Below are 18,794 nucleotides of genomic sequence, written 5' to 3'. Positions count from 1 at the left end.
GTAACGTGTCCGCGACATCTTTCTGTAGGCAAGACGTCGCGAACGTTAACGATTTGTTAAGGACAGGATGCTTGCCCGATGAAGCGACCGCTAGATGGCAAGGTCGATGCGACTGCGAGTCCAAAGGAGCGAACGCCAGCCCATCAGAAGGTTGGCGCGCACTACCGACTTTGGTCTCGTTTCGCGGGCATCGGCCGCTGGTGGTCAGGGTTCACGCTCGAACAGCGCTTCACTCTCGTGACGGTGATCGTCGTGACGCTGGCAATGGCGGTGCTGGGCTATTGGGTCGAACGCAGGGTGCGCGTCGGCTGGACGCAAAGCATGGCAGAGGTCGCAGCGACCTATGTCGAAGCCGTCGTGGCCCCGCATTTGAAAGATCTTGAAGCCGGCGAACCGCTCTCCAACGAGGCGAGAGCAGATCTCGTCAAGCTGATCGCGGGCACTCCGCTGGGAGGCAAGGTCAAGGTCATCAAGGTTTGGGCCGTCAGCGGCGACCTTCTCTTTTCCACCGCCGGACCCGTCACCGACGAGCGCATCCCTCCGCAGAATCTGCTGCGGTTGCTTGGCGGCGAAGTCATCGCATTGGTCGAAAATCATCCCAGTACACTGGTTGGCCGGCCGAAAATGATCGAGGTCTACTCGCCCATATTCAGCCGAAAGGCGCCCGCGACCGTGATCGGGATCGCCGAATTCTATAATACGACCGATTTGCTGAGCCGCGAGATCGAGCAGCTCAAACACGCGCTCTGGTTTCTGATCCTGAATGTGAGCCTCGTGGTCGGCGTCGCGCTCTATGCCCTGATCAGGCGCGCTAGCCGCATGATCGCGAGCCAACAGGGACTGCTCTCCCAAAATGTCGCCCGCGCCGCCGCGCTTGCGAACCGCAATAGATCGCTCAGGCATGCCGCCGACCGTGCGCGGGTGCGCGCGGCAGTCACCAATGAGGAGTATCTGTCGCGGATCGGCTCCGACCTCCACGATGGTCCGATACAGATGTTGAGCCTGATGATGCTGCGCCTGCCCGGTCCGTCGCAACATCGCGCCATCGAGGATGTGCGAAAGCAATTTCAGCCGCTCATCGAACAGACGCTGGGCGAACTGCGCAACCTGTCGGCCGGACTCGTCCTGCCTGACATACGCGATCTGTCACCCCTGGCGACAATCGAGGCGGCAATCGCCTATCACGAGCGGAACACCGGGACCAAGGTCAGCAGGCACTTCGCAGACCTGCCGGCCGAGATGCCGGAGGCAATCCGGATCTGCGCGTTTCGCGTGATTCAGGAAGGCTTGATGAACGCCTACAAGCACGCGAATGGCATAGGCCAGCACGTCGAGGCTGCGTTCGAGGATGGCAACCTCCTTCTGCTCGTTCAGGATACCGGACATGCCGGGCCGGCGATCGTCGTCGGCGACGGGCTTGGGCTTCGCGGCATGCGTACGCGCGTGAACGCTCTGCGAGGATCTCTGTCGATCTCTCGTCTGGACGCGGGCGGAATGGTCTTGCGCGTGCGGCTACCCGTCCGGGCGCGTTCGCTCACGGCATCTGTGGCCCACGACGGCGCTCTTGATCCGTCGGCATGAACTTCTGCGCCGCGATGACGACTTCCAGCCGGTTTCTCGCATTCAGCTTGGCCATGAGATTGCTCATGTAGCTCTTGATCGTCTTTTCGCTGAGGTCCAGCGCCTTGGCAATTTCCCGGTTCTGCTTTCCGACGAGCAGCAGTCGGACGATCTGCTCCTCCCGCACACTGAGTTTGAGCCGCTCAGCAGCGCGCTTCTCAGCTTCTTTCGTCTGCAGAGCGCCAATGACCTTTGCCGCAAAGGAAGGCGTTATGAAGACTTCGCCACGAGTTACCGCGTCTATCGCCTCGACGAGCTCGCCGGCTTGACTGCCTTTCAGCACAAAACCTGAAGCGCCCGCGGCGAGTGCGTTGATGGCATGATCGGTGCTGGTCGATGCAGTAAAGACGATCAGCTTCGTCGGTACGACGCGGACACGCACTTCGTTGAGGACCGCGAACGCATCTCCCGGCATATTTAGATCGAGCAAGACGATATCGGGCGCATGCTCGTCTATAATTTCGAGGATGTCGTCGGCCTTGCTCCCGGTCGCGATTACGCTCAGATGAGCGTAGCGCCCCAATACGGCTGCCAACCCTTCCGCAAGCAGAGGGTGATCATCGACGATCGCTATGGTTCTCGTACTCATCTGAACCAGCGTTAAACCCTTATAATTTGAGCCGACATTGTCCTATCGTTCGCATTACGTAAATAGTATATTTCTCGATCGGTTAATACTAAATCTTACCAAGCGTCCTGTGGTCGATTTGACGGCCTCTCGCCAAGCGACACATGATATCCGCGAAGAGATCGTGTTCAACAGCCAATGCAAACTCCCGCTCGTCAAAATCCAGGATTCGTCGAGTCGCGCGATTCTACTGAAGAGCAGGCTTCGCTCGCCGAATCATGTCGTACTGTTCATGTCCCGGCCGGGGGAGCATGGACGAGGCGTTTCGTCGCTTTCTAGGGCCCGGTCATCTGGTGGCCGTCGGCTATATGGATCCCGGAAACTGGGCGACGGCGCTCGGCGGCGGCGCCAAATTCGGCTATGTCTTGCTGTCGGTGGCTGTCATATCAAGCATGATGGCGATCTTCGTGCAATCCCTCTGAGCCAGGTCGCGGTGGCGGCGATCAAGGGCGAGAAGACGCTGGCCGACCTGGCGCAGCAGTTCGACGTCCATGCCAAGCAGATCACGCAGTGGCGCAGCCAGCTTCTTGAAGGGGCTGCCGGCGTGTTCGGCTCCGAGGCGAAGTCGGAAGCTACCGCGCCCGTGATCGACGTGAAGACCCTGCATGCGAAGATCGGCGAGCTGACGCTGGAGAACGATTTTTTGTCCGGCGGGCTCGGCAAGGCCGGCCTTCTGAGCGCAAAGCGATGATCGACCGCGCGCATAATCTGCCACTGAACCGGCAGGCGAAGGTGCTCGGGATCAGCCGGGGCAGCGTCTATGACCTGCCCCGCGCGGTTCCGGCCGCCGACCTGGCGCTGATGCGCGCGATCGACGCGCTGCATCTGGAATATCCCTTTGCGGGCAGCCGCAGGTTGCAAGGGCTTCTCGATGCCGATGGCCATAGGGCTGGGCGTCTCGACGTCGCCACGCTGATGAAGCGCATGGGGATCGAGGCGTTCGACCGCCGGCCGAATACATCGAAGCCGACGCCCGGGCATAAGATCTTCCCCTATCTGCTGCGCAAGCCGCCGGTGACGCGAGCCAATCAGGTCTGGGCGATGGACATCACCTACACCCCAGGGCTTCGTCTACCTCACCGCCGTCGTCGACGGGTTCAGCCGCAAGGTCCTGGCCTGGCGGCTCTCGATCACCATGGGCGTCGCCTTCTGCATCGAGGCCGCCGAGAAGGCGATGGCGCGCTTCTGACCTGCCACTAATCTGTCATCCAGCGGCGGTTAGAGCCTCGGCGCGTCATGCTGTAAAGATTGCGGATGATCTTTCGAGGACGCCCCTGAATTTAAACAATCACGATGGCGACGACGCCTGTTTAGCTGGGGAGGTAGGCGCGATCGACTTTTTGAAGGGCACGAGCCAATTCCACGACACCCGCAATCGAAATAGCGCTCCAATCCATCTTGCCGGTAAAGACATGATCACGTACGATATCATCTTGATCAGTCGAGTAAAGATAGCCGTCCATTCCCCAAGCGCTAAAGCTTCGCTCGGCGGCCTCCTGCGAGCCAATCATCGTAACGTTGCAGTGTCTGGGGTCCTTTTCAATCCGCACATATGTCGCCAGTACCGCCAACTGATCGCCCTCCAGTATTTGAACGAATGTCGTTCCATCGAAAATCAGATAGCCGGTGATCCCCGAGCGATCGTTGTTACGGCGAGACGCGGAGAGAATATCGCAAAGGGCACCATGAGGGCTGGTCACCCGGCTTCCCTTGAACGAGGACGTGTAGGCTAGCTGAAAAATTCGTGGCTCAGCCATGACCGCTCTCCCAGCAAGCCGTGCCTTTCAGGTGTATCCATCTCGCGGTACAGCTTCCTGCACGGCTCTGCCGTCATGATGTCTGCTCGGTCGCCCTCGATCAAGTTCAAGCCCTCATTGCCGGCATGAGACCTGGTGACTTGCTCGATTTGAACGCAGGCAGATAGGCTTGGCAGCAGTGGTGTTTTGTCGAGCTAGAGACGCCGACGAAGGGGCTGTGCGAAAGCAGTGATCGTCGGCCAAATGAAAGCCTCAGGTAGCTATGGCTTTAGCTATTCGGCGCTCGAAGCCGCCGGTCACCGTACATTTTGGTGGCCTTGTCGTTGGCCTTTTGGAATACGATCCTGTGATATATATCTCTTTATCAGAGTTTTGATCGAACACTTCGGTTCCCTCAAGCACATCACTTCCGATCTCCCGCAGCATCATCGGAACGAGCCTTGCTCAGCGTGCAGGGGCGCGCGATGCTGCCTATCTCTTCATCGCCGCGCTGGCGCATTTTGCTGCGCGCCCCGCGATTGCCCGGGGATTTTTTTGATGCCATGAATTGGTTCCCGGAGGAACTAATTCCATGCCTAGCCTGCCGCACGCCGATCTCGTTCTCCAGAATGGTCCGGTCTATCTCGGGCTGAAGGAGGGCTACGCCTCGGCGGTCGCGCTCTGGGCGGGCAAGGTTCTGGCGACCGGCACGCCGGCCGATATGGCGCCGTTGATCGGCCCCGGCACGAAGGTGATCGACCTCGCCGGCCGCATGGCGACGCCGGGCCTCTACGAGGCGCATCTGCATCTGCTGCCGCTCGGGCTGACGATGAAGGAGCTCGACATCAGGCCGCGCTTCGTGCGCACGCTCGACGGCCTGCTGGAGATGATCGCGCAGGCGGCGGCCAAGGCGAAGCCCGGCGAATGGATCCTGGCGCGCGGCTACGACCATTTCGAACTCGACGTGAAGCGCCATCCGCACCGCACGGAGCTGGACCGCGCCGCGCCCAACAACCCCGTCTATATCGTGCGCGCCTGCGGCCATCTCTCGGTCGCCAATTCGCTGGCGCTGAAACTCGCCGGCGTCGACGCGACAACCCCCGTTCCCGCTGGCGGCGCGATCGAGCAGGTCAATGGCGTGCTCACCGGGCTGATGGCCGAGAACGGCCGCGACGCCGTCAAGAAAGTCATCCCCGATCCGACCGACGAGGAACTCGTCGCAGCGATCGAGCGGGCAGGGCGCTACTGCAATTCCTTCGGCATCACCTCGGTGATGGACGCCGCGGTGGGCATGCGCTCTCGCTATCGCGAGGTCGCCGCCTATCGCACGGCGCAGCGCACCGGCCGCCTGCCGGTGCGCACCAATATGTGCCTGCTCGGCGGGCATAACGGCATCGTCGAGCAGTGCTTCGCCGACGGGCTGGTGACGGGGGCAGGGGACGACTGGCTCAGCATCGGCCCGGTCAAGATCTTCACCGATGGTTCGGCCGGCGGCAAGACGGCGGCGATGAGCCTGCCCTATCTCGGCGAGCCGGAGACCAAGGGCATCTTCTGCCTCACCGATGACGAGATGGACGCGCTGACCCGTGACTACCACGCCAAGGGCTATCAGCTTGCCGTCCACGCCATCGGCGATGCCGCCATCGAGCAGACGCTGAACGCGATGGAGAACGGGCTGAACGATCACCCCGATTCCGATCGCCGCCACCGCATCGAGCATTGCGGCTTCAACTCCAAGGAGCAGATCGCCCGCATGGTCCGGCTCGGCATCGAGCCGGTGCCGCAGCCGGTCTTCATCTATGATTTCGGCGATCTCTATCTCTCGGTGCTGGAGGCCGACCGCGTCGAGGCCTGCTACCCGATGCGGGACTGGATCGCCGCCGGGCTGAAGCCCGCCGCCTCCTCGGATGCGCCAGTCTGCGACGCGAACATCTGGCCCAACATCTACACCATGCTGACCCGCAAGACGGCGCGCGGCACAGTGATCTCGCCGGACCAGACGCTGACGATCGACGAGGTGATCTCCGCCTATACCGAGTTCGGCGCCTATGTGAACCGCTGCGAGGACAGCCGCGGCCGCCTCCTGCCGGGCATGGCCGCCGACATCGCGATCTTCTCCCGCGACCTCTCCAGCGCGACGCCGGAACAGCTCTTGCACGAAACCCGCTGCGACATGACGATCATCGCGGGGAAGGTCGTGTACGAGGCGGAAGCGTGATGGTGGCTGTGTTGCCCTGTCGGAGAAGAACACTGGAAACACTGCGTCATCCCGGACAAGCGGCCGCAGGCCGCGCCGATCCGGGATCCATCATAGGGCAGCGTCGCACCTTACGATGGATCCCGGATCTCCGCTTCGCTGCGTCCGGGATGACGGCGCGGTTCTCAGACATGGCGATGAGCGGGCGCCGCCCATGTTGAACCACATCGCCCAGCGTGTCGCGATGTCGGTGCCGGTGCTGCTCGGCGTGCTGCTCTTCGGCTTCCTGCTGCTGCAGCTCGTCCCGGCTGACCCCGCCGCCATCGTCGCCGGCCCGATGGCGAGTCCCGAGTTGGTCGAACAGATCCGCAAGGATCTCGGACTCGACCGGCCCGTCATCGTGCAGTTCGGCATCTATCTCGCGCGCGTCCTGCAGGGCGATCTCGGTGTCTCGCTGATCTCCAACACCAGCGTCGTCGCCGAACTCGGCGAGGCGATCGGCCCGACCGCCGAACTGATGTTCGCCTGCCTGGTCTGGGCAGTGCCGCTCGGCATCGCGCTCGGCACCATCGCGGCGGTCTATCGCGGCCGCCTGCTCGACCGCATCGTCATCGCGATCTCGGTCGCGGGCGTCTCGACCCCGGTCTTCTTCATCGGGCTGATCCTGATGCAGTACATCGGCTACCATTGGGGCCTGCTGCCCTTCATCGGGCGCGGTGGGCCGCTCTGGAGCCTCGACGGGCTCGCCGCCATCGCGCTGCCGGCGCTGACGCTCGGCCTCGTCTTCATCGGCCCGATCGCGCGGATGACGCGCACGGCGGCGTTGGAGGTGCTGAGTGCCGCCCATGTCCGCACCGCCCGCGCCAAGGGCCTGTCCGAGCGGGCGGTGGTGCTGCGCCATGTCCTGCGCAACGCGCTGATCCCGGTGGTGACGCTGATCGGCCTGCAGGCCGGCTATCTCCTGGGCGGCGCCGTCGTCACCGAGACGATCTATTCCTGGCCCGGCGTCGGCCGGCTCGCTGTCGGTGCCATCCTCGCGAGCGACTTCCCCCTCGCACAGGGCGCCATCCTCGTGCTGGCGCTGGCCTTCCTGGTGATCAACCTCATTGTCGACATGCTCTATGCCGTGCTCGATCCGCGGGTCGAAAAACATGGCTGACATCGCCGTCACCGCCCCCGTCGCCAGCCGCCCACTCGCCGCCTTCGGGCGTCGCATCCTGCGCGACAAGCTCGCCTTGCTGGCGGCGGTCGTCCTGATCTTGATCGTGCTGGCGGCGCTGTTTGCGCCTTGGCTCGCCCCCTTCGACCCCTACAACACCACCCGCCGACCCTTCATTCCGCCGCGCTGGAGCGAGGGCTCGCTGCCGCAGCACTGGCTCGGCACGGACGGGCAGGGCCGCGACATGCTCTCGCGCCTGCTTTACGGCACGCGGCTGACGCTGGTGATGGGGCTGGCCTCGATCGTCATCGGCGGAGGGCTGGGCGCGCTGGTCGCCCTGCTCGGCGTCTATTACCGCCGGCTCGACCCCTACATCATGCGCGCCGCCGACATCCTCCTGTCCTTCCCGGCGATCCTGCTCGGCCTGGCGCTCGCCGCCGTCGTCGGCCCCGGCCTGACGGCGATCGTGATCGCGCTCTCGATCGCGACCATCCCCGACGTCGCCCGCATCACCCGCAGCGCGGCAATCGTCATCATGGGGCAGGATTATATGGAGGCCGGCCGCGCCATGGGCCTGCCCGACCGCACCCTGATCTGGCGCTATCTCGCGCTGAACTGCCTGTCGCCGGTGTTCGTCTTCATGACGCTGCGCTTCGGCCAGATCATCCTGATCGGCGCGGCGCTCTCCTTCCTCGGGCTGGGCGTGCGCCCGCCGGAGGCGGAACTCGGCATGATGGCCTCGCTCGGCCGCGACGCGCTGTTCTTCGCGCCGCACATCTCGCTTTTGCCGAGCCTGGTGATCATCGCCATCGTGCTCTGCGTCAATCTGCTGGGCGACGCCCTGCGCGACCTGCTCGACCCGCGCATGAGGAACCAGTGAATGAGCCACGCGCCCCATTTCACGCTGTCATCCCGGGCGCAGCGAAGCGAAGACCCGGGATCCATTCCGGAAAGCCAGCCGGAGAGGTTCCGGAATGGATCCCGGATCGGCGCGGCTTTGCCGCTTGTCCGGGATGACGGCGCGGATGGAGCGAGGTCGATCCAAATCTGACGTTACGTGACACAAAAAGGGGAGAACGATCGTGAAGCATCTGACATCCATCGCCACCGGCGCCCTGCTGGGGCTGGCTGCGCTTGCCGGGCCTGCCCTGGCGCAGGGCTCCAACGCCAGCCTGACCATCGTGCGCGAGGTCGACAGCGACCGCTACGACCCGCACCGCTCGACGGCGCGCGCGGCCTCCGAGGTCATCTTCATGATGGCCGACACGCTGGTTTCGCTCGACCACGACATGTCGACGATCAAGCCCGGCCTCGCCACCTCCTGGACGATGTCGCCGGACGGCAAGACCTACACCTTCAAGCTGCGCAACGACGTTTCCTTCTGCGACGGCAAGAAGCTGACCGCGCAGGACGTGGTCTACTCGATGAAGCGCTGGATCGACCCGGCCACGCGTTCGCCGGTGCGCTGGCGCGCCGGCAAGGTCGACGACATCGTCGCCGTCGACGACACCACGGTCGAGTACAAGCTGACCGCGCCCTTCTCGGAACTGCTCTACCAGCTCACCCAGAGCTTCGCCGTGATCGTCGACAAGGCCAATGTCGAGGCGCTCGGCGCCGATTTCGGCGTCAAGGGCTTCAACGGTACCGGCCCCTATTGCTGGGGCGACTGGAAGCCGCGAAACGAATTCCGCCTGAAGAAGCACGCCGCCTATAAGTGGGGCCCGCCGATCTACGAGAACAAGGGTGCCGCCCAGATCGAGGAGATCGTCTGGCGCATCGTGCCAGAGGAGAACACCCGCCTCGCCGCCGTGATGACCGGCCAGAGCCAGGTCACGCAATACGTGCCCTATTCCGGCCTGTCGCAGATCCGCGCCAACAAGAACCTCAAGCTGGTCGATTCCAAGGAAGCCTTCTGGACCTATTTCGTCGGCTTCAAGATCGACAAGGAGGGCGTCAGCGATCCGGCCGTGCGCCGCGCGATGGTGATGGCCGTCGACCAGAAGGCGATCGCCGAAAACCTTTATTTCGGCGAGGTCGAGCCGGCCTACAGCTACATCTCGACCGAGGCGCTCGACTGGAACAAGGCGGTCACGCCGATCAGGACCAATGTCGAGGAGGCCAACAAGATCCTCGACGCGGCCGGCTGGGTGAAGGGCGCGGACGGCTTCCGCGCCAAGGACGGCAAGAAGCTCTCGCCGGTGGTCTACGGCTTCACGGGCTCGACCTGGCAGAAGCTGATGGAGGCGATCCAAGGCGACCTGCGCAAGATCGGCGTCGATCTCAAGGTCCAGCTCTTCGATGCCACCATCGCCTGGGGCAAGATGGCCACGCAGGAGTTCGACATGTTCGGGATGAGCTTCCCCTACATCTCGGCCGGCGACGCGCTGAACCTCTACTTCCCCTCCGCCAATGCGCCCACGCCCAACCGGATGAACTGGAAGGACGCCGAGACCGATGCGCTGCTCAGCAAGGGCATGACGGCGCTGAACGATGCCGACCGCGCCGCCGCCTATGGCGAGGTGCTGAAGAAGGTGCACGAGGCCGCCGTCTGGCTGCCGCTCTATCACGAGCCGATGAAGATCGCCGCCTCGGCGCGGCTCGCCCCCTTCAAGGCCCACAACATCTATGGCTGTGGGTTGTATAAGGGGCTGGACCTGAAGTTCGTGCGCTGATCTCTCGTCATTCTCGGGCGAAGCGAAGCGCAGACCCGAGAATCTCCTGCCAGAGATGGTCGGCTCAAGGCCGACCATGACGCCCTCATTCTGCCCCACGCCGGAGCCTGCCATGCCCATCACCCTCATCCGCAACGCTTCCTGGATCGTCGCCTATGACGCCAAGGCCAAAGGGCATGTCTATCTGCGCGACGGCGACGTCGCCTATGACGGCGACCGGATCGTCCATGTCGGTGGGACCTATAAGGGCCAGGCCGACACCACCATCGACGGGCGGGGCAGGATGGTCATGCCGGGCCTCGTCAACATCCACTCCCACCCCTCCTCGGAGGCGATGACCAAGGGCTGGAACGACGAACTCGGCAGCCCGAAGATGTACGGCACGGCGCTCTACGAGTTCATGCCGCTGTTCCGCTGCGACGCGCAGGGCATCAAGTCCTGTGCGCAGGTGACCTATTCCGAGCTCTTGATGTCGGGCGTCACCACGCTGGTCGACATGTCCGTCGCCTGGGATGGCTGGCTGGAGACCTTCAAGGCGTCGGGCCTGCGCGGCGTCTTCTCGCCGATGTACCGCTCGGCCCGCTGGTACACCGACAACGGCCATCTCGCGAAATACGAATGGGACGAGAAGGCGGGCGAGGCCGCCATGGCCGCCGCGATGCAGCTGCTCGACCAGGTCGCCGCAGACGACAGCGGGCGCCTCTCCGGCATGGTCTCGCCCTCGCAGATCGACACCTGCACGCCCGAGCTGATCCAGGCGAGCTATGCCGAGGCCGAGAAGCGCAAGGTTCCCTTCCAGATCCACGCCGCCCAAAGCGTCGTCGAGTTCCACGAGATCACCCGCCGCCACGGCATGACGCCGGTCGAATGGCTGGAATCGCTCGATGTGCTGGGACCATTCTCGATCATCGGCCACGGCATCTTCCTCGACCACCACTCCTCCGCAAAGTGGCCGGCGACGGACGATCTCGGCTGCCTCGTCGAGACCGGCACCAACGTCGCCCATTGCCCCATCGTCTTCCAGCGCCGCGGCATCGCGATGCAGAGCTTCGGGCAATATGTCGCCGCCGGCGTCAATGTCGGCATCGGCACCGACACCTATCCCCACCACATGCTGGAGGAACTGCGCGCTGTCTGCATCGGCTCGCGCATGATGGCGGAGGATGTCTTCGATCTGCGTACCTCGGATGCCTTCAACGCCGCGACGCTCGGCAGCGCCAAGGCGCTGGGCCGCGACGACATCGGCCGCCTCGCCAAGGGCGCCAAGGCCGACATCGTGCTGGTCGACGTCACCCATCCGATGATGCGCCCGCTGCGCGATCCGATCCGCAGCCTGATCTATGCGGCGGGCGAGCGCGCGGTCACGACCGTCATCGTCGACGGCGTCACGGTCGTCGAGAACGGCAAGGTGCTGACGATGGATTACGCCGCCGCCGCCGCCGAGCTCGAGGAGGCCCAGCGTCGCGCCGAGCCCAAGGTCAAGGAGCTCGACTGGGCCAAGCGCGACCATCTCGAGATCTCGCCGCTGACCTTCCCGCCCGGAAAGTAGTGCTGCGCTGGTCGTCGCCGGCTTCGGCCGCGACGGAACGCCCGCTTGATCTCCCGGCGTCGCCAACCTACCGTCCGGTAGGCTGGCGCATCGGAGGAGATCGGCATGTCTGCAGTCGAGAAGATCGGATCCGGGGGGACGGCGGCGCGCTCGCCCTATTTTGCCGAGGAACACGAGGCGCTGCGCGATCAGGTCCGCCGCTTCGTCGAGAGCGAGATCAAGCCCCACGCCAAGGAGTGGGAGGAGGCGGGCTTCGTCCCGCGCGAGGTCCTCCGGAAGATGGGCTCGCTCGGGTTCCTCGGGATCCGCTACCCGGCCGAGTATGGCGGCTCGGAGATGGACACGATGGCCACCGTCGTCTTCGCCGAGGAACTCGGCCGCTCGACCTTTTCGGGCGTCGCGATCACCGCGCTGGTCCATACCGACATGGCCTCTGTCCACATCGCCAACGCCGGCAGCAAGGCCCAGCGCGACCGGCTGATGCCGGCGATCATCGCCGGCGAGAAGATCGTCGCCGTCGCGGTCACCGAGCCCGATGCCGGTTCCGACGTGAAGGGCATCCGCACCACGGCGCGCCGCGAGGGCGACAGCTATGTGCTCAACGGCGCCAAGGTCTACATCACCAACGGCGTCCATGCCGATCTCTACTGCGTCGCCGCCAAGACCGATCTCTCGGCCAAGCCGTCGCAGTCGGTCTCGATCTTTCTGGTCGAAAAGGGGACGCCGGGCTTCCGCATCGCCCGCGAGCTCGACAAGCATGGCTGGCGCTCCTCGGACACCGCCGAACTCGTCTTCGAGGATTGCCGTATCCCGGCCGAGAACCTGCTCGGGCAGGAAGGCCGCGGCTTCTACGCCATCATGAGCAATTTTCAGAACGAGCGCACCGTCATCGGCGCCATGGCGATGGGCGAGGCGCAGGCCGCGATCGAACTGACTCTGGACTATGTGAAGACACGCAGGGCCTTCGGCGCGCCGCTCTGGGACAAGCAGGCGATCCGCCAGAAGCTCGCCATGCTTGCCGCGAAAGTCGAGGCCGGACGGCAACTCGTCTATCACGCCGCCTGGCTCGACGCGCAGGGCGTCGATGCGACCCGCGAGGTCTCGATGGTCAAGGCCTACTGCGGCGAGTTGGTGAATGAGGTGATGTATGCCTGCCTGCAGTTTCATGGCGGCATGGGCTATATGCGCGAGAGCACGATCGAGCGCATGACACGCGACGCCCGCGTCCAGGCCATCGGCGGCGGCGCCACCGAAGTGATGCTCGAAGAGGTCGCCAAGCGGCTGTGAGCGCGGCCTCAGACACCCTTGTGCGGGACGTCGCCCCTGGCGGATCGCGCCGCCTGATCCTCGACACGGCGGCGCGGCTGCTGCGCGCGGGCGGCTATCACCAGACCACGCTGCGCGAGATCGCCGAGGCGGTCGGCATCCGCAAGGCGAGCCTCTATCACCACTTCGCTTCGAAAGAGGAGATCGTCGAGGCGGTGGTCAATGACGGCGTCCGCTTCGTGCAGGATGCCGTCGTCGCTGCGCTGGCGGGGATGGACGGCGCGTCACCGCGGCAAAGACTCAAGGCGGCGATTACCGCCCATCTGACCGCCCTCCATGGCCAGCGCGACTATACCACCGCGAGCTTCCGGGTCTTCACCTTCGGCGCGACGCCGGTGCCCGAGAGCGTGCGGGCGGCGAGGCGGGCCTATGAGGATGTCTGGCGCAATCTCATCGCGGAGTTGCAGGCCGCCGGAGCCTTGAAGCCGGCGCGCTCGCCAGACCTGATGCGCTATTGGCTGTTGGGCGCTCTGAACGGTTCGATCGACTGGTTTCGGCCCGAGCGGTTCGCCATTGCGGCGATCGCTCGTGAATTCTCCGATATCGTGCTCGCGGATTGAGGCAAATCGCGGTCGCATCGGAAGCGATGCGTCAATTTAACTCGCTTTTGAGGTGTGATCGCCGACAAGCCGAGCATGGTTGGGGATAGACTGAAGTTCGGCGGCGAGTTTCGCGACGCCGCCATGGAGCACGCTTTCGCGGCTGAGCGTCTCGAGGAGACGCTCAGGCAGTGCCGGCTGCTGTTCCTGCTTTCCGCGGCGCTCAACACGCTTTTTCTGCTGAGTGACTGGCGCTTTGCCGGAACCCCTCATTTCTTCGTCGCTGTGCCGGCCCGGCTTTCCGTCGTCGCCTTTTCGTTGCTCTGCTTCCTGCTGGTCCGGCGTGCGAACAGTGTCGGCCGCGCCCTGGCGGCGACGCTGCTCTGGGAGGTGACGACGGCCGTGGGGGTCGCCTTCCTGGTCAGTACTCGCAGCGAACTGGCGCTCTTCGTGGTGCTGCTGCTGCCCTCGATCTTCTATCTGGTCGCTCCGACGCCCTTCCGTTTCACCCTTTCGATGGGCGTGGGAGCCAGCGTGCTGATGCTGGCCGGCTATCTCGGCCGCGGCCCTTATCCCTCGACGCTGCTCGGCCTCGTCCTCGTGCTGGTCATGCTGAACTTCGCGCTCAGCCTCGTCGTCATTCACGCCAACCGTCTGCGCCGCCTCGAATGGCTGGCGACCCGGTCGGAGCGGACGGCACGCGAGGCGCTGGAAGCGAGCCAGGCCCTGCTGGAGCGTGTTTTCATGGCGGTTCCCATCCCGCTCGTCGTCACGTCCATCGCCGACGGCAGCTATCTCCGTGCCAACGAGGCGGCGGTGCGATATCTGGCGGCGCCCGGCGAGACTGGGCTGGCCGGCAGCACGATCGCCGACAGCATCGGGAGTGAGGACCGGCGCCGCGCGATCGCGGCGCTGCGTAACCGCGGGCGCATCGAAGCGCTCGAAGTGCCTCTCCGGGATGGACAGGGCCGGATGCGGGAGGCCGTGATCACCGCGGCCACCGTTCCGAGCGGGTCGATCCAGGCCTTTGTGGCGGGGATCGTGGACGTCACCGAGAGAAATGTCGCCGCCGCGCAGATGCGCTGGCAGGCGACGCATGATGCGCTCACGGGTCTGCCGAACCGATTGTTGTTCCAGGAGCGATTGGCCGAGATGCTCGGCCGTGGCAGGCCCGGCGTGGTCGCCCTGTTCCTGATCGATCTCGACGATTTCAAGGCGGTCAACGATACGCTCGGGCATGATGTCGGCGATCAGTTGCTGGTTGCTGTCGGTGACCGGTTGCGCGCTGTTCTCCAGCCCGGCGAGGTGGTGGCGCGGCTGGGCGGCGACGAATTCGTGGTCATCGCCGAACTGCCCGACGGCCTCGATGCCGCCGCCAAGGCACAGCGGCTCCTCCAGGCCGTGCGTCAGCCCTTGCCGGGCGTGGAGATCGCTGGCCCGATGCGGGCCAGCATCGGCTTCGCCCTTGCGCCGCAGCACCATGAAGAGGCAGGCGAGTTGCTCAAGGATGCCGATCTCGCACTGTATCGGGCCAAGGCGCTCGGCCGGAACATGGCGGTCGTCTATGAGCCGGCGATGCGTGAGGCGATGAACGCACGCGTCGAGATCTGCAGCGCGATCTGCGAGGCGGTGGCGCAGGGGCGGATCGTACCTTTCTACCAGCCGCAGATCGATCTGCGCAGCGGTGCGGTCGACGGCCTCGAGGTATTGGCGCGCTGGGATCATCCCGAGCGCGGCATCGTGCCCGCGGGCTCCTTTCTGCTGGCATTGCAGGACCCCGAGACGGCGCGCCAGATCGGCGAAGCGGTGCTGGCGCGCGTCCTCGCGGACCGGAGCCGCTGGCGCGACCAGGGCCTCGCCGTGCCGCGGCTTTGGCTCAACCTCGCGCCCGGCGTGTTCCGTGATCCCCAATTCGCCGAAAGCCTGCTCGACCTTTTGCGCAGCGCAGGTCTCTCGGCGGAGCAATTCGGTGTCGAGGTTACGGAGAACGTGCTGCTGACCCGCAAGGGCGATCAGGCCGGGCCGGCGCTGCACCGGTTGCGCGCAGCGGGAATCAGTGTTGCGCTCGACGATTTCGGCACCGGATACGCATCGCTCACCCATTTGCGGCGTTTCCCCGTCGATATCGTCAAGATCGACCGCTCCTTCGTCGCCCGAATCGGCGAGCAGGGGGAGGATGCGGCGATTGTGCGAGCCGTCGTGGCGCTGACGGCCGAATTGGGGCTCGATGTCGTCGCCGAAGGCATCGAGGCCGCGTCACAGCAGGATTTCCTGCACACCCATGGCTGCCGCTATGGCCAGGGCTATCTCTATGCGCCGGCCGTGGCAGCCGGAGAGGTGCCAGGCCTGCTTGCCCGCGGGGATCTGCGGCCCCACCTCGACGCAGGGCAGGGTGGCGTCGTCCCCGCGTGACGCCACGGTGCGGGCTTTGCTAGCCTCCCAGCATTCGGGCCGCCACCGGCCCGTTCCCGGAGACCTCTCGATCCATGCGCGCCTTCTATCATCCCGACCAGTCGATGCACGATCCCCAGCAGTATCTGCGATTTGGTGCCGTCGTCGCGCCCAAGGATCTGCCCGAGCGCACGGCGCGGCTGCTGGCGGCTCTGGAGCGGCACGGCATCGCGCCCGAGCGGCCGGCCGCCCATGGCAAAGGCCCGGTGTTGGCTATCCATGACGCCGGCTTCGTGCACTTCCTCGAGACAGCCTGGGAGCGCTGGCAGGATCTGCCGGCCGAGCGCGGCCCCGAAGTCTGGCCGAGCACCTTCCCCTATTGGAGCGGACGCCCGGAGGAAGCCGTCCGCCCGCCCTGCCGGCCTACCGGCTTCATCGGCCAGCTCGGCTGGTATCTCGGCGACATGTCGGTGCCGATCGGCGAGCATTGCTGGCGCTCGACCCTGCTGTCGGCAGAGACGGCGGTGACGGCGGCCGATGCGGTCATCGCCGGTGAGCGCGCCGTCTACTCGCTTTGCCGCCCCTCGGGCCACCACGCCCGCGCCGACCGCGCCAGCGGCTTCTGTTATCTCAACAACACTGCCATCGCGGCCCAGCGCCTGCGCTCGACATTCAAGAAGGTCGCGATCCTCGACGTCGACGCCCATCACGGCGACGGCACGCAGCAGATATTCTATCGCCGCGATGACGTGCTGACGATCTCGGTCCACGCCGACCCCTCGAACTACTACCCCTTCTACACGGGCTATGAGGACGAGCGCGGCAACGGGCCGGGCGAGGGCTTCAACCTCAACCTGCCGCTTCCACATGGATCCGGCGGCGCCGCGATGGCCGCCGCCGTCGACAAGGCCGGCGAGGCGATCAAGGCCTTCGGCGCCGATGTCGTCATCGTCGCGCTCGGCTACGACGCCCATAAGGACGATCCCATCGGCGTCCTCAAGCTCGACGCGGCCGATTTCGGCACCATCGCCAGCAAGGTGAAAGGCTTCGGCCTGCCGACGCTGGTGGTCCAGGAGGGCGGCTACGCGATCGAGGCGATCGGCGACTGCCTCGACGCGTTCCTGGGTGGGTTCAAGTAAGCGCGCTTCCTTCTCCCCTCGGGGGAGAAGGTGTCTGCGCAGCAGACGGATGAGGGAAGGGTCGCGCAAGCGGCCCTTTCTTGTTTGCGGACGGAGGTTTGGCCCTCATCCGTCACGGCTTCGCCGTGCCACCTTCTCCCCCGAGGGGAGAAGGAAAAGCTCAGATCACCGCCTCGATCAGGAACGGGCCCTTCCGGCCGAGTGCGCCCTTGAACAGTTTGGCGAACTCTTCGGCGGTCGTGGCTCGTGCCGCTTCCACGCCCATGCCGCGCGCCATCGCGACCCAGTCCAGCGCGGGCTCGTCGAGGTTGAGCATCAGCGTGGCGTTGCGGCCGAAATCATTGACGCCGACGGCGCGCATCTCGCCATGCAGGATCGCATAGGTCCGGTTGGCGAAGATCACGGTGACGATGTCGAGGTTCTCGCGCGCCTGCGTCCACAGGCCCTGGACCGTGTACATGCCCGAGCCGTCGGCCTGCATGCCGATGACCTTGCGATCGGGGCAGGCGACGGCGGCGCCGACGCACATCGGGATGCCCTCGCCGATCGCGCCCCCGGTCAGCTGCAGATAATCGTGCTGCGGGGCGTTGTGGCACTGCTGGTAGAAAACCCGGCCCGACGAGACCGACTCGTCGCAGATGATCGCGTTTTCGGGCAGCAGCCGCGCCACGATGGTGCAGACCTTGTCGGCGTCGAGCGTGCCTGTCGGCAGCGCCGTCTCGGTCTGCGCCTTGGCAATGAAGGCGGGCTCGACCTTGGTGGCGCCGGTCTCCTCCGCCAGCGCCTCGAGCGCGCCGACGAGGTCGTCGCCCATCTTGCCGAGCGTGGTCACCGTGCAGCCGTCATGGATCAGGCGGCCGGGCTTTCCGGGATAAGCGAAGAAGCCGACCGGGATCTGCGCGCCGACCAGCACCAGCAGGTCGACGTCCTTCAACTGCTCCAGAGCCATGTCGACGGGGTAGAATACCTTGGGGATCGCGACGCGCCCGGCGCCACGCTCGATGCGCCCGTTCGACATCTGCCCGTACATCTTGCAGCCGGTCGCCGCGCAGATGCGCGCGGCGGTCTCAAGCGCCCCGGCACGCAGCGACGCGCCCGTCATCATCAGCGCGGCGCGCGAACCGTGTTTGCGCAGCGCCGCCGCGACGTCGCGGATGGTCTCGATCGCGATCGTGCGGAAAGCCGGCACCGGCGTCGCCTTCACGTCCGCCGGCTCAACGGAGCCCCAGGCGCAATCGCCGGGCAGGATCACGGTCGCCACGCCCGGCAGCGACATCGCCGCCGCATAGGCCTCGCCGATGGCGGGCCCGACATCTTCCGGTGTCGCGATCCGGTGCACGTAATGCGACATCGGCCGCGCCAGGCTCTCGATGTCGCTGGTCAGCGGAGCGTCGTTGACCAGGTGGTAGGTCGCATGGTCGCCCACGACGTTGAGCATCGGTGTCCAGGCGCGCCGGGCGTTGTGCATGTTCGCCAGAGCATTGGCCATGCCCGGCCCGCAATGCAGCAGCGTCGCCGCCGGCTTGCCCGCAATTCTCGCGTAGCCATCGGCCGCCCCGGTCACCACGCCCTCGAACAGCCCCAGCACGCAGCGCATGCCCGGCACCCGGTCCAGCGCCGCGACAAAATGCATCTCCGACGTGCCCGGATTGGCAAAGCAGGTGTCCACCCCGCTGGCCAGCAGCGTATGGACCAGCGATTCCGCGCCGTTCATCGGTTGATTTTCGCTCATGGACCGTTCCCTTGCTGGCCGCCTCGGATTCGGCCGGAGACTGCGCGAGGCGCGACGCCAAGGCAAGCTCAGCCCACCGGCAGCGCCGCCACCGGCCGCGCCTCCG

Annotated in this window: 13 protein-coding genes and 2 pseudogenes; 12 read left to right on the top strand and 3 right to left on the bottom strand. The window is 65.3% G+C overall.

All coding sequences use genetic code 11. The features are described 5' to 3' along the window. The first annotated feature begins 78 nt into the window (after positions 1-78). Positions 79-1,581, top strand: a complete 1,503-nt coding sequence (locus tag Q8M82_RS00235) for a sensor histidine kinase (RefSeq protein WP_305689389.1) — start codon at positions 79-81, stop codon at positions 1,579-1,581. Here the strand turns inward: Q8M82_RS00235 and Q8M82_RS00230 are convergent. Beyond that, complete coding sequence (locus tag Q8M82_RS00230; protein ID WP_305689388.1) at positions 1,535-2,209, bottom strand: response regulator; 675 nt, start codon at positions 2,207-2,209, stop codon at positions 1,535-1,537. The genes Q8M82_RS00235 and Q8M82_RS00230 overlap by 47 nt on opposite strands. Positions 2,210-2,517: 308 nt before the next feature. On the opposite strand from Q8M82_RS00230, the pseudogene Q8M82_RS23390 reads away from it, so the two are divergent. Together Q8M82_RS23390 and Q8M82_RS00220 are read left to right on the top strand one after the other, a co-directional pair. Beyond that, positions 2,518-2,667, top strand: a pseudogene (locus tag Q8M82_RS23390) (Nramp family divalent metal transporter); the annotation flags it as partial. Beyond that, positions 2,634-3,434: pseudogene (locus tag Q8M82_RS00220) on the top strand (IS3 family transposase); the annotation flags it as partial. The pseudogenes Q8M82_RS23390 and Q8M82_RS00220, both read left to right, overlap by 34 nt. A 124-nt stretch (positions 3,435-3,558) precedes the next feature. Here the strand turns inward: Q8M82_RS00220 and Q8M82_RS00215 are convergent. After that, positions 3,559-4,005 carry a BLUF domain-containing protein gene (locus tag Q8M82_RS00215; protein ID WP_305689387.1) on the bottom strand — a complete coding sequence of 149 codons (447 nt, stop codon included), beginning with the start codon at positions 4,003-4,005 and terminating at the stop codon, positions 3,559-3,561. 571 nt (positions 4,006-4,576) lie between these two features. Here Q8M82_RS00215 and Q8M82_RS00210 point away from each other — a divergent pair. The 9 genes from Q8M82_RS00210 (at position 4,577) to Q8M82_RS00170 (ending at position 16,956) form a co-directional block, all read left to right on the top strand. Then, complete coding sequence (locus Q8M82_RS00210) at positions 4,577-6,202, top strand: amidohydrolase (RefSeq protein WP_305689386.1); 1,626 nt, start codon at positions 4,577-4,579, stop codon at positions 6,200-6,202. 193 nt (positions 6,203-6,395) lie between these two features. After that, positions 6,396-7,340, top strand: coding sequence for an ABC transporter permease (locus Q8M82_RS00205; RefSeq protein WP_305689385.1), 945 nt, complete (start codon positions 6,396-6,398; stop codon positions 7,338-7,340). Further along, the gene (locus Q8M82_RS00200) at positions 7,333-8,220 is read left to right on the top strand and encodes an ABC transporter permease (RefSeq protein ID WP_305689384.1); all 888 of its coding nucleotides are present in this window, start codon (positions 7,333-7,335) and stop codon (positions 8,218-8,220) included. The genes Q8M82_RS00205 and Q8M82_RS00200 overlap by 8 nt, the downstream gene beginning before the upstream one ends. Positions 8,221-8,422: 202 nt before the next feature. Further along, positions 8,423-10,012 carry an ABC transporter substrate-binding protein gene (locus Q8M82_RS00195; protein WP_305689383.1) on the top strand — a complete coding sequence of 530 codons (1,590 nt, stop codon included), beginning with the start codon at positions 8,423-8,425 and terminating at the stop codon, positions 10,010-10,012. A 112-nt stretch (positions 10,013-10,124) separates the two neighbouring features. Then, the gene (locus Q8M82_RS00190) at positions 10,125-11,561 is read left to right on the top strand and encodes an amidohydrolase family protein (protein ID WP_305689382.1); all 1,437 of its coding nucleotides are present in this window, start codon (positions 10,125-10,127) and stop codon (positions 11,559-11,561) included. 105 nt (positions 11,562-11,666) lie between these two features. Continuing rightward, the gene (locus Q8M82_RS00185; protein WP_305689381.1) at positions 11,667-12,848 is read left to right on the top strand and encodes an acyl-CoA dehydrogenase family protein; all 1,182 of its coding nucleotides are present in this window, start codon (positions 11,667-11,669) and stop codon (positions 12,846-12,848) included. 20 nt (positions 12,849-12,868) lie between these two features. Beyond that, positions 12,869-13,447, top strand: a complete 579-nt coding sequence (locus Q8M82_RS00180) for a TetR/AcrR family transcriptional regulator (protein ID WP_305689380.1) — start codon at positions 12,869-12,871, stop codon at positions 13,445-13,447. A 75-nt stretch (positions 13,448-13,522) separates the two neighbouring features. Continuing rightward, positions 13,523-15,838: a putative bifunctional diguanylate cyclase/phosphodiesterase gene (locus Q8M82_RS00175; protein ID WP_305689379.1), complete on the top strand. Its 2,316-nt coding sequence runs from the start codon at positions 13,523-13,525 to the stop codon at positions 15,836-15,838. Between the two features lie 74 nt (positions 15,839-15,912). Then, positions 15,913-16,956, top strand: a complete 1,044-nt coding sequence (locus tag Q8M82_RS00170) for a histone deacetylase family protein (RefSeq protein ID WP_305689378.1) — start codon at positions 15,913-15,915, stop codon at positions 16,954-16,956. A 160-nt stretch (positions 16,957-17,116) separates the two neighbouring features. Here the strand turns inward: Q8M82_RS00170 and Q8M82_RS00165 are convergent, their stop codons facing one another. Then, positions 17,117-18,670 carry an acetolactate synthase large subunit gene (locus Q8M82_RS00165; RefSeq protein WP_305689394.1) on the bottom strand — a complete coding sequence of 518 codons (1,554 nt, stop codon included), beginning with the start codon at positions 18,668-18,670 and terminating at the stop codon, positions 17,117-17,119. Positions 18,671-18,794 lie beyond the last annotated feature (124 nt).

Source organism: Allobosea sp. (assembly GCF_030694325.1).
In the GTDB taxonomy this organism is placed as follows: domain Bacteria; phylum Pseudomonadota; class Alphaproteobacteria; order Rhizobiales; family Beijerinckiaceae; genus Allobosea.
Note: the sequence above shows the minus strand (reverse complement) of the source record. Positions and strands in the feature narration are given on the sequence as shown.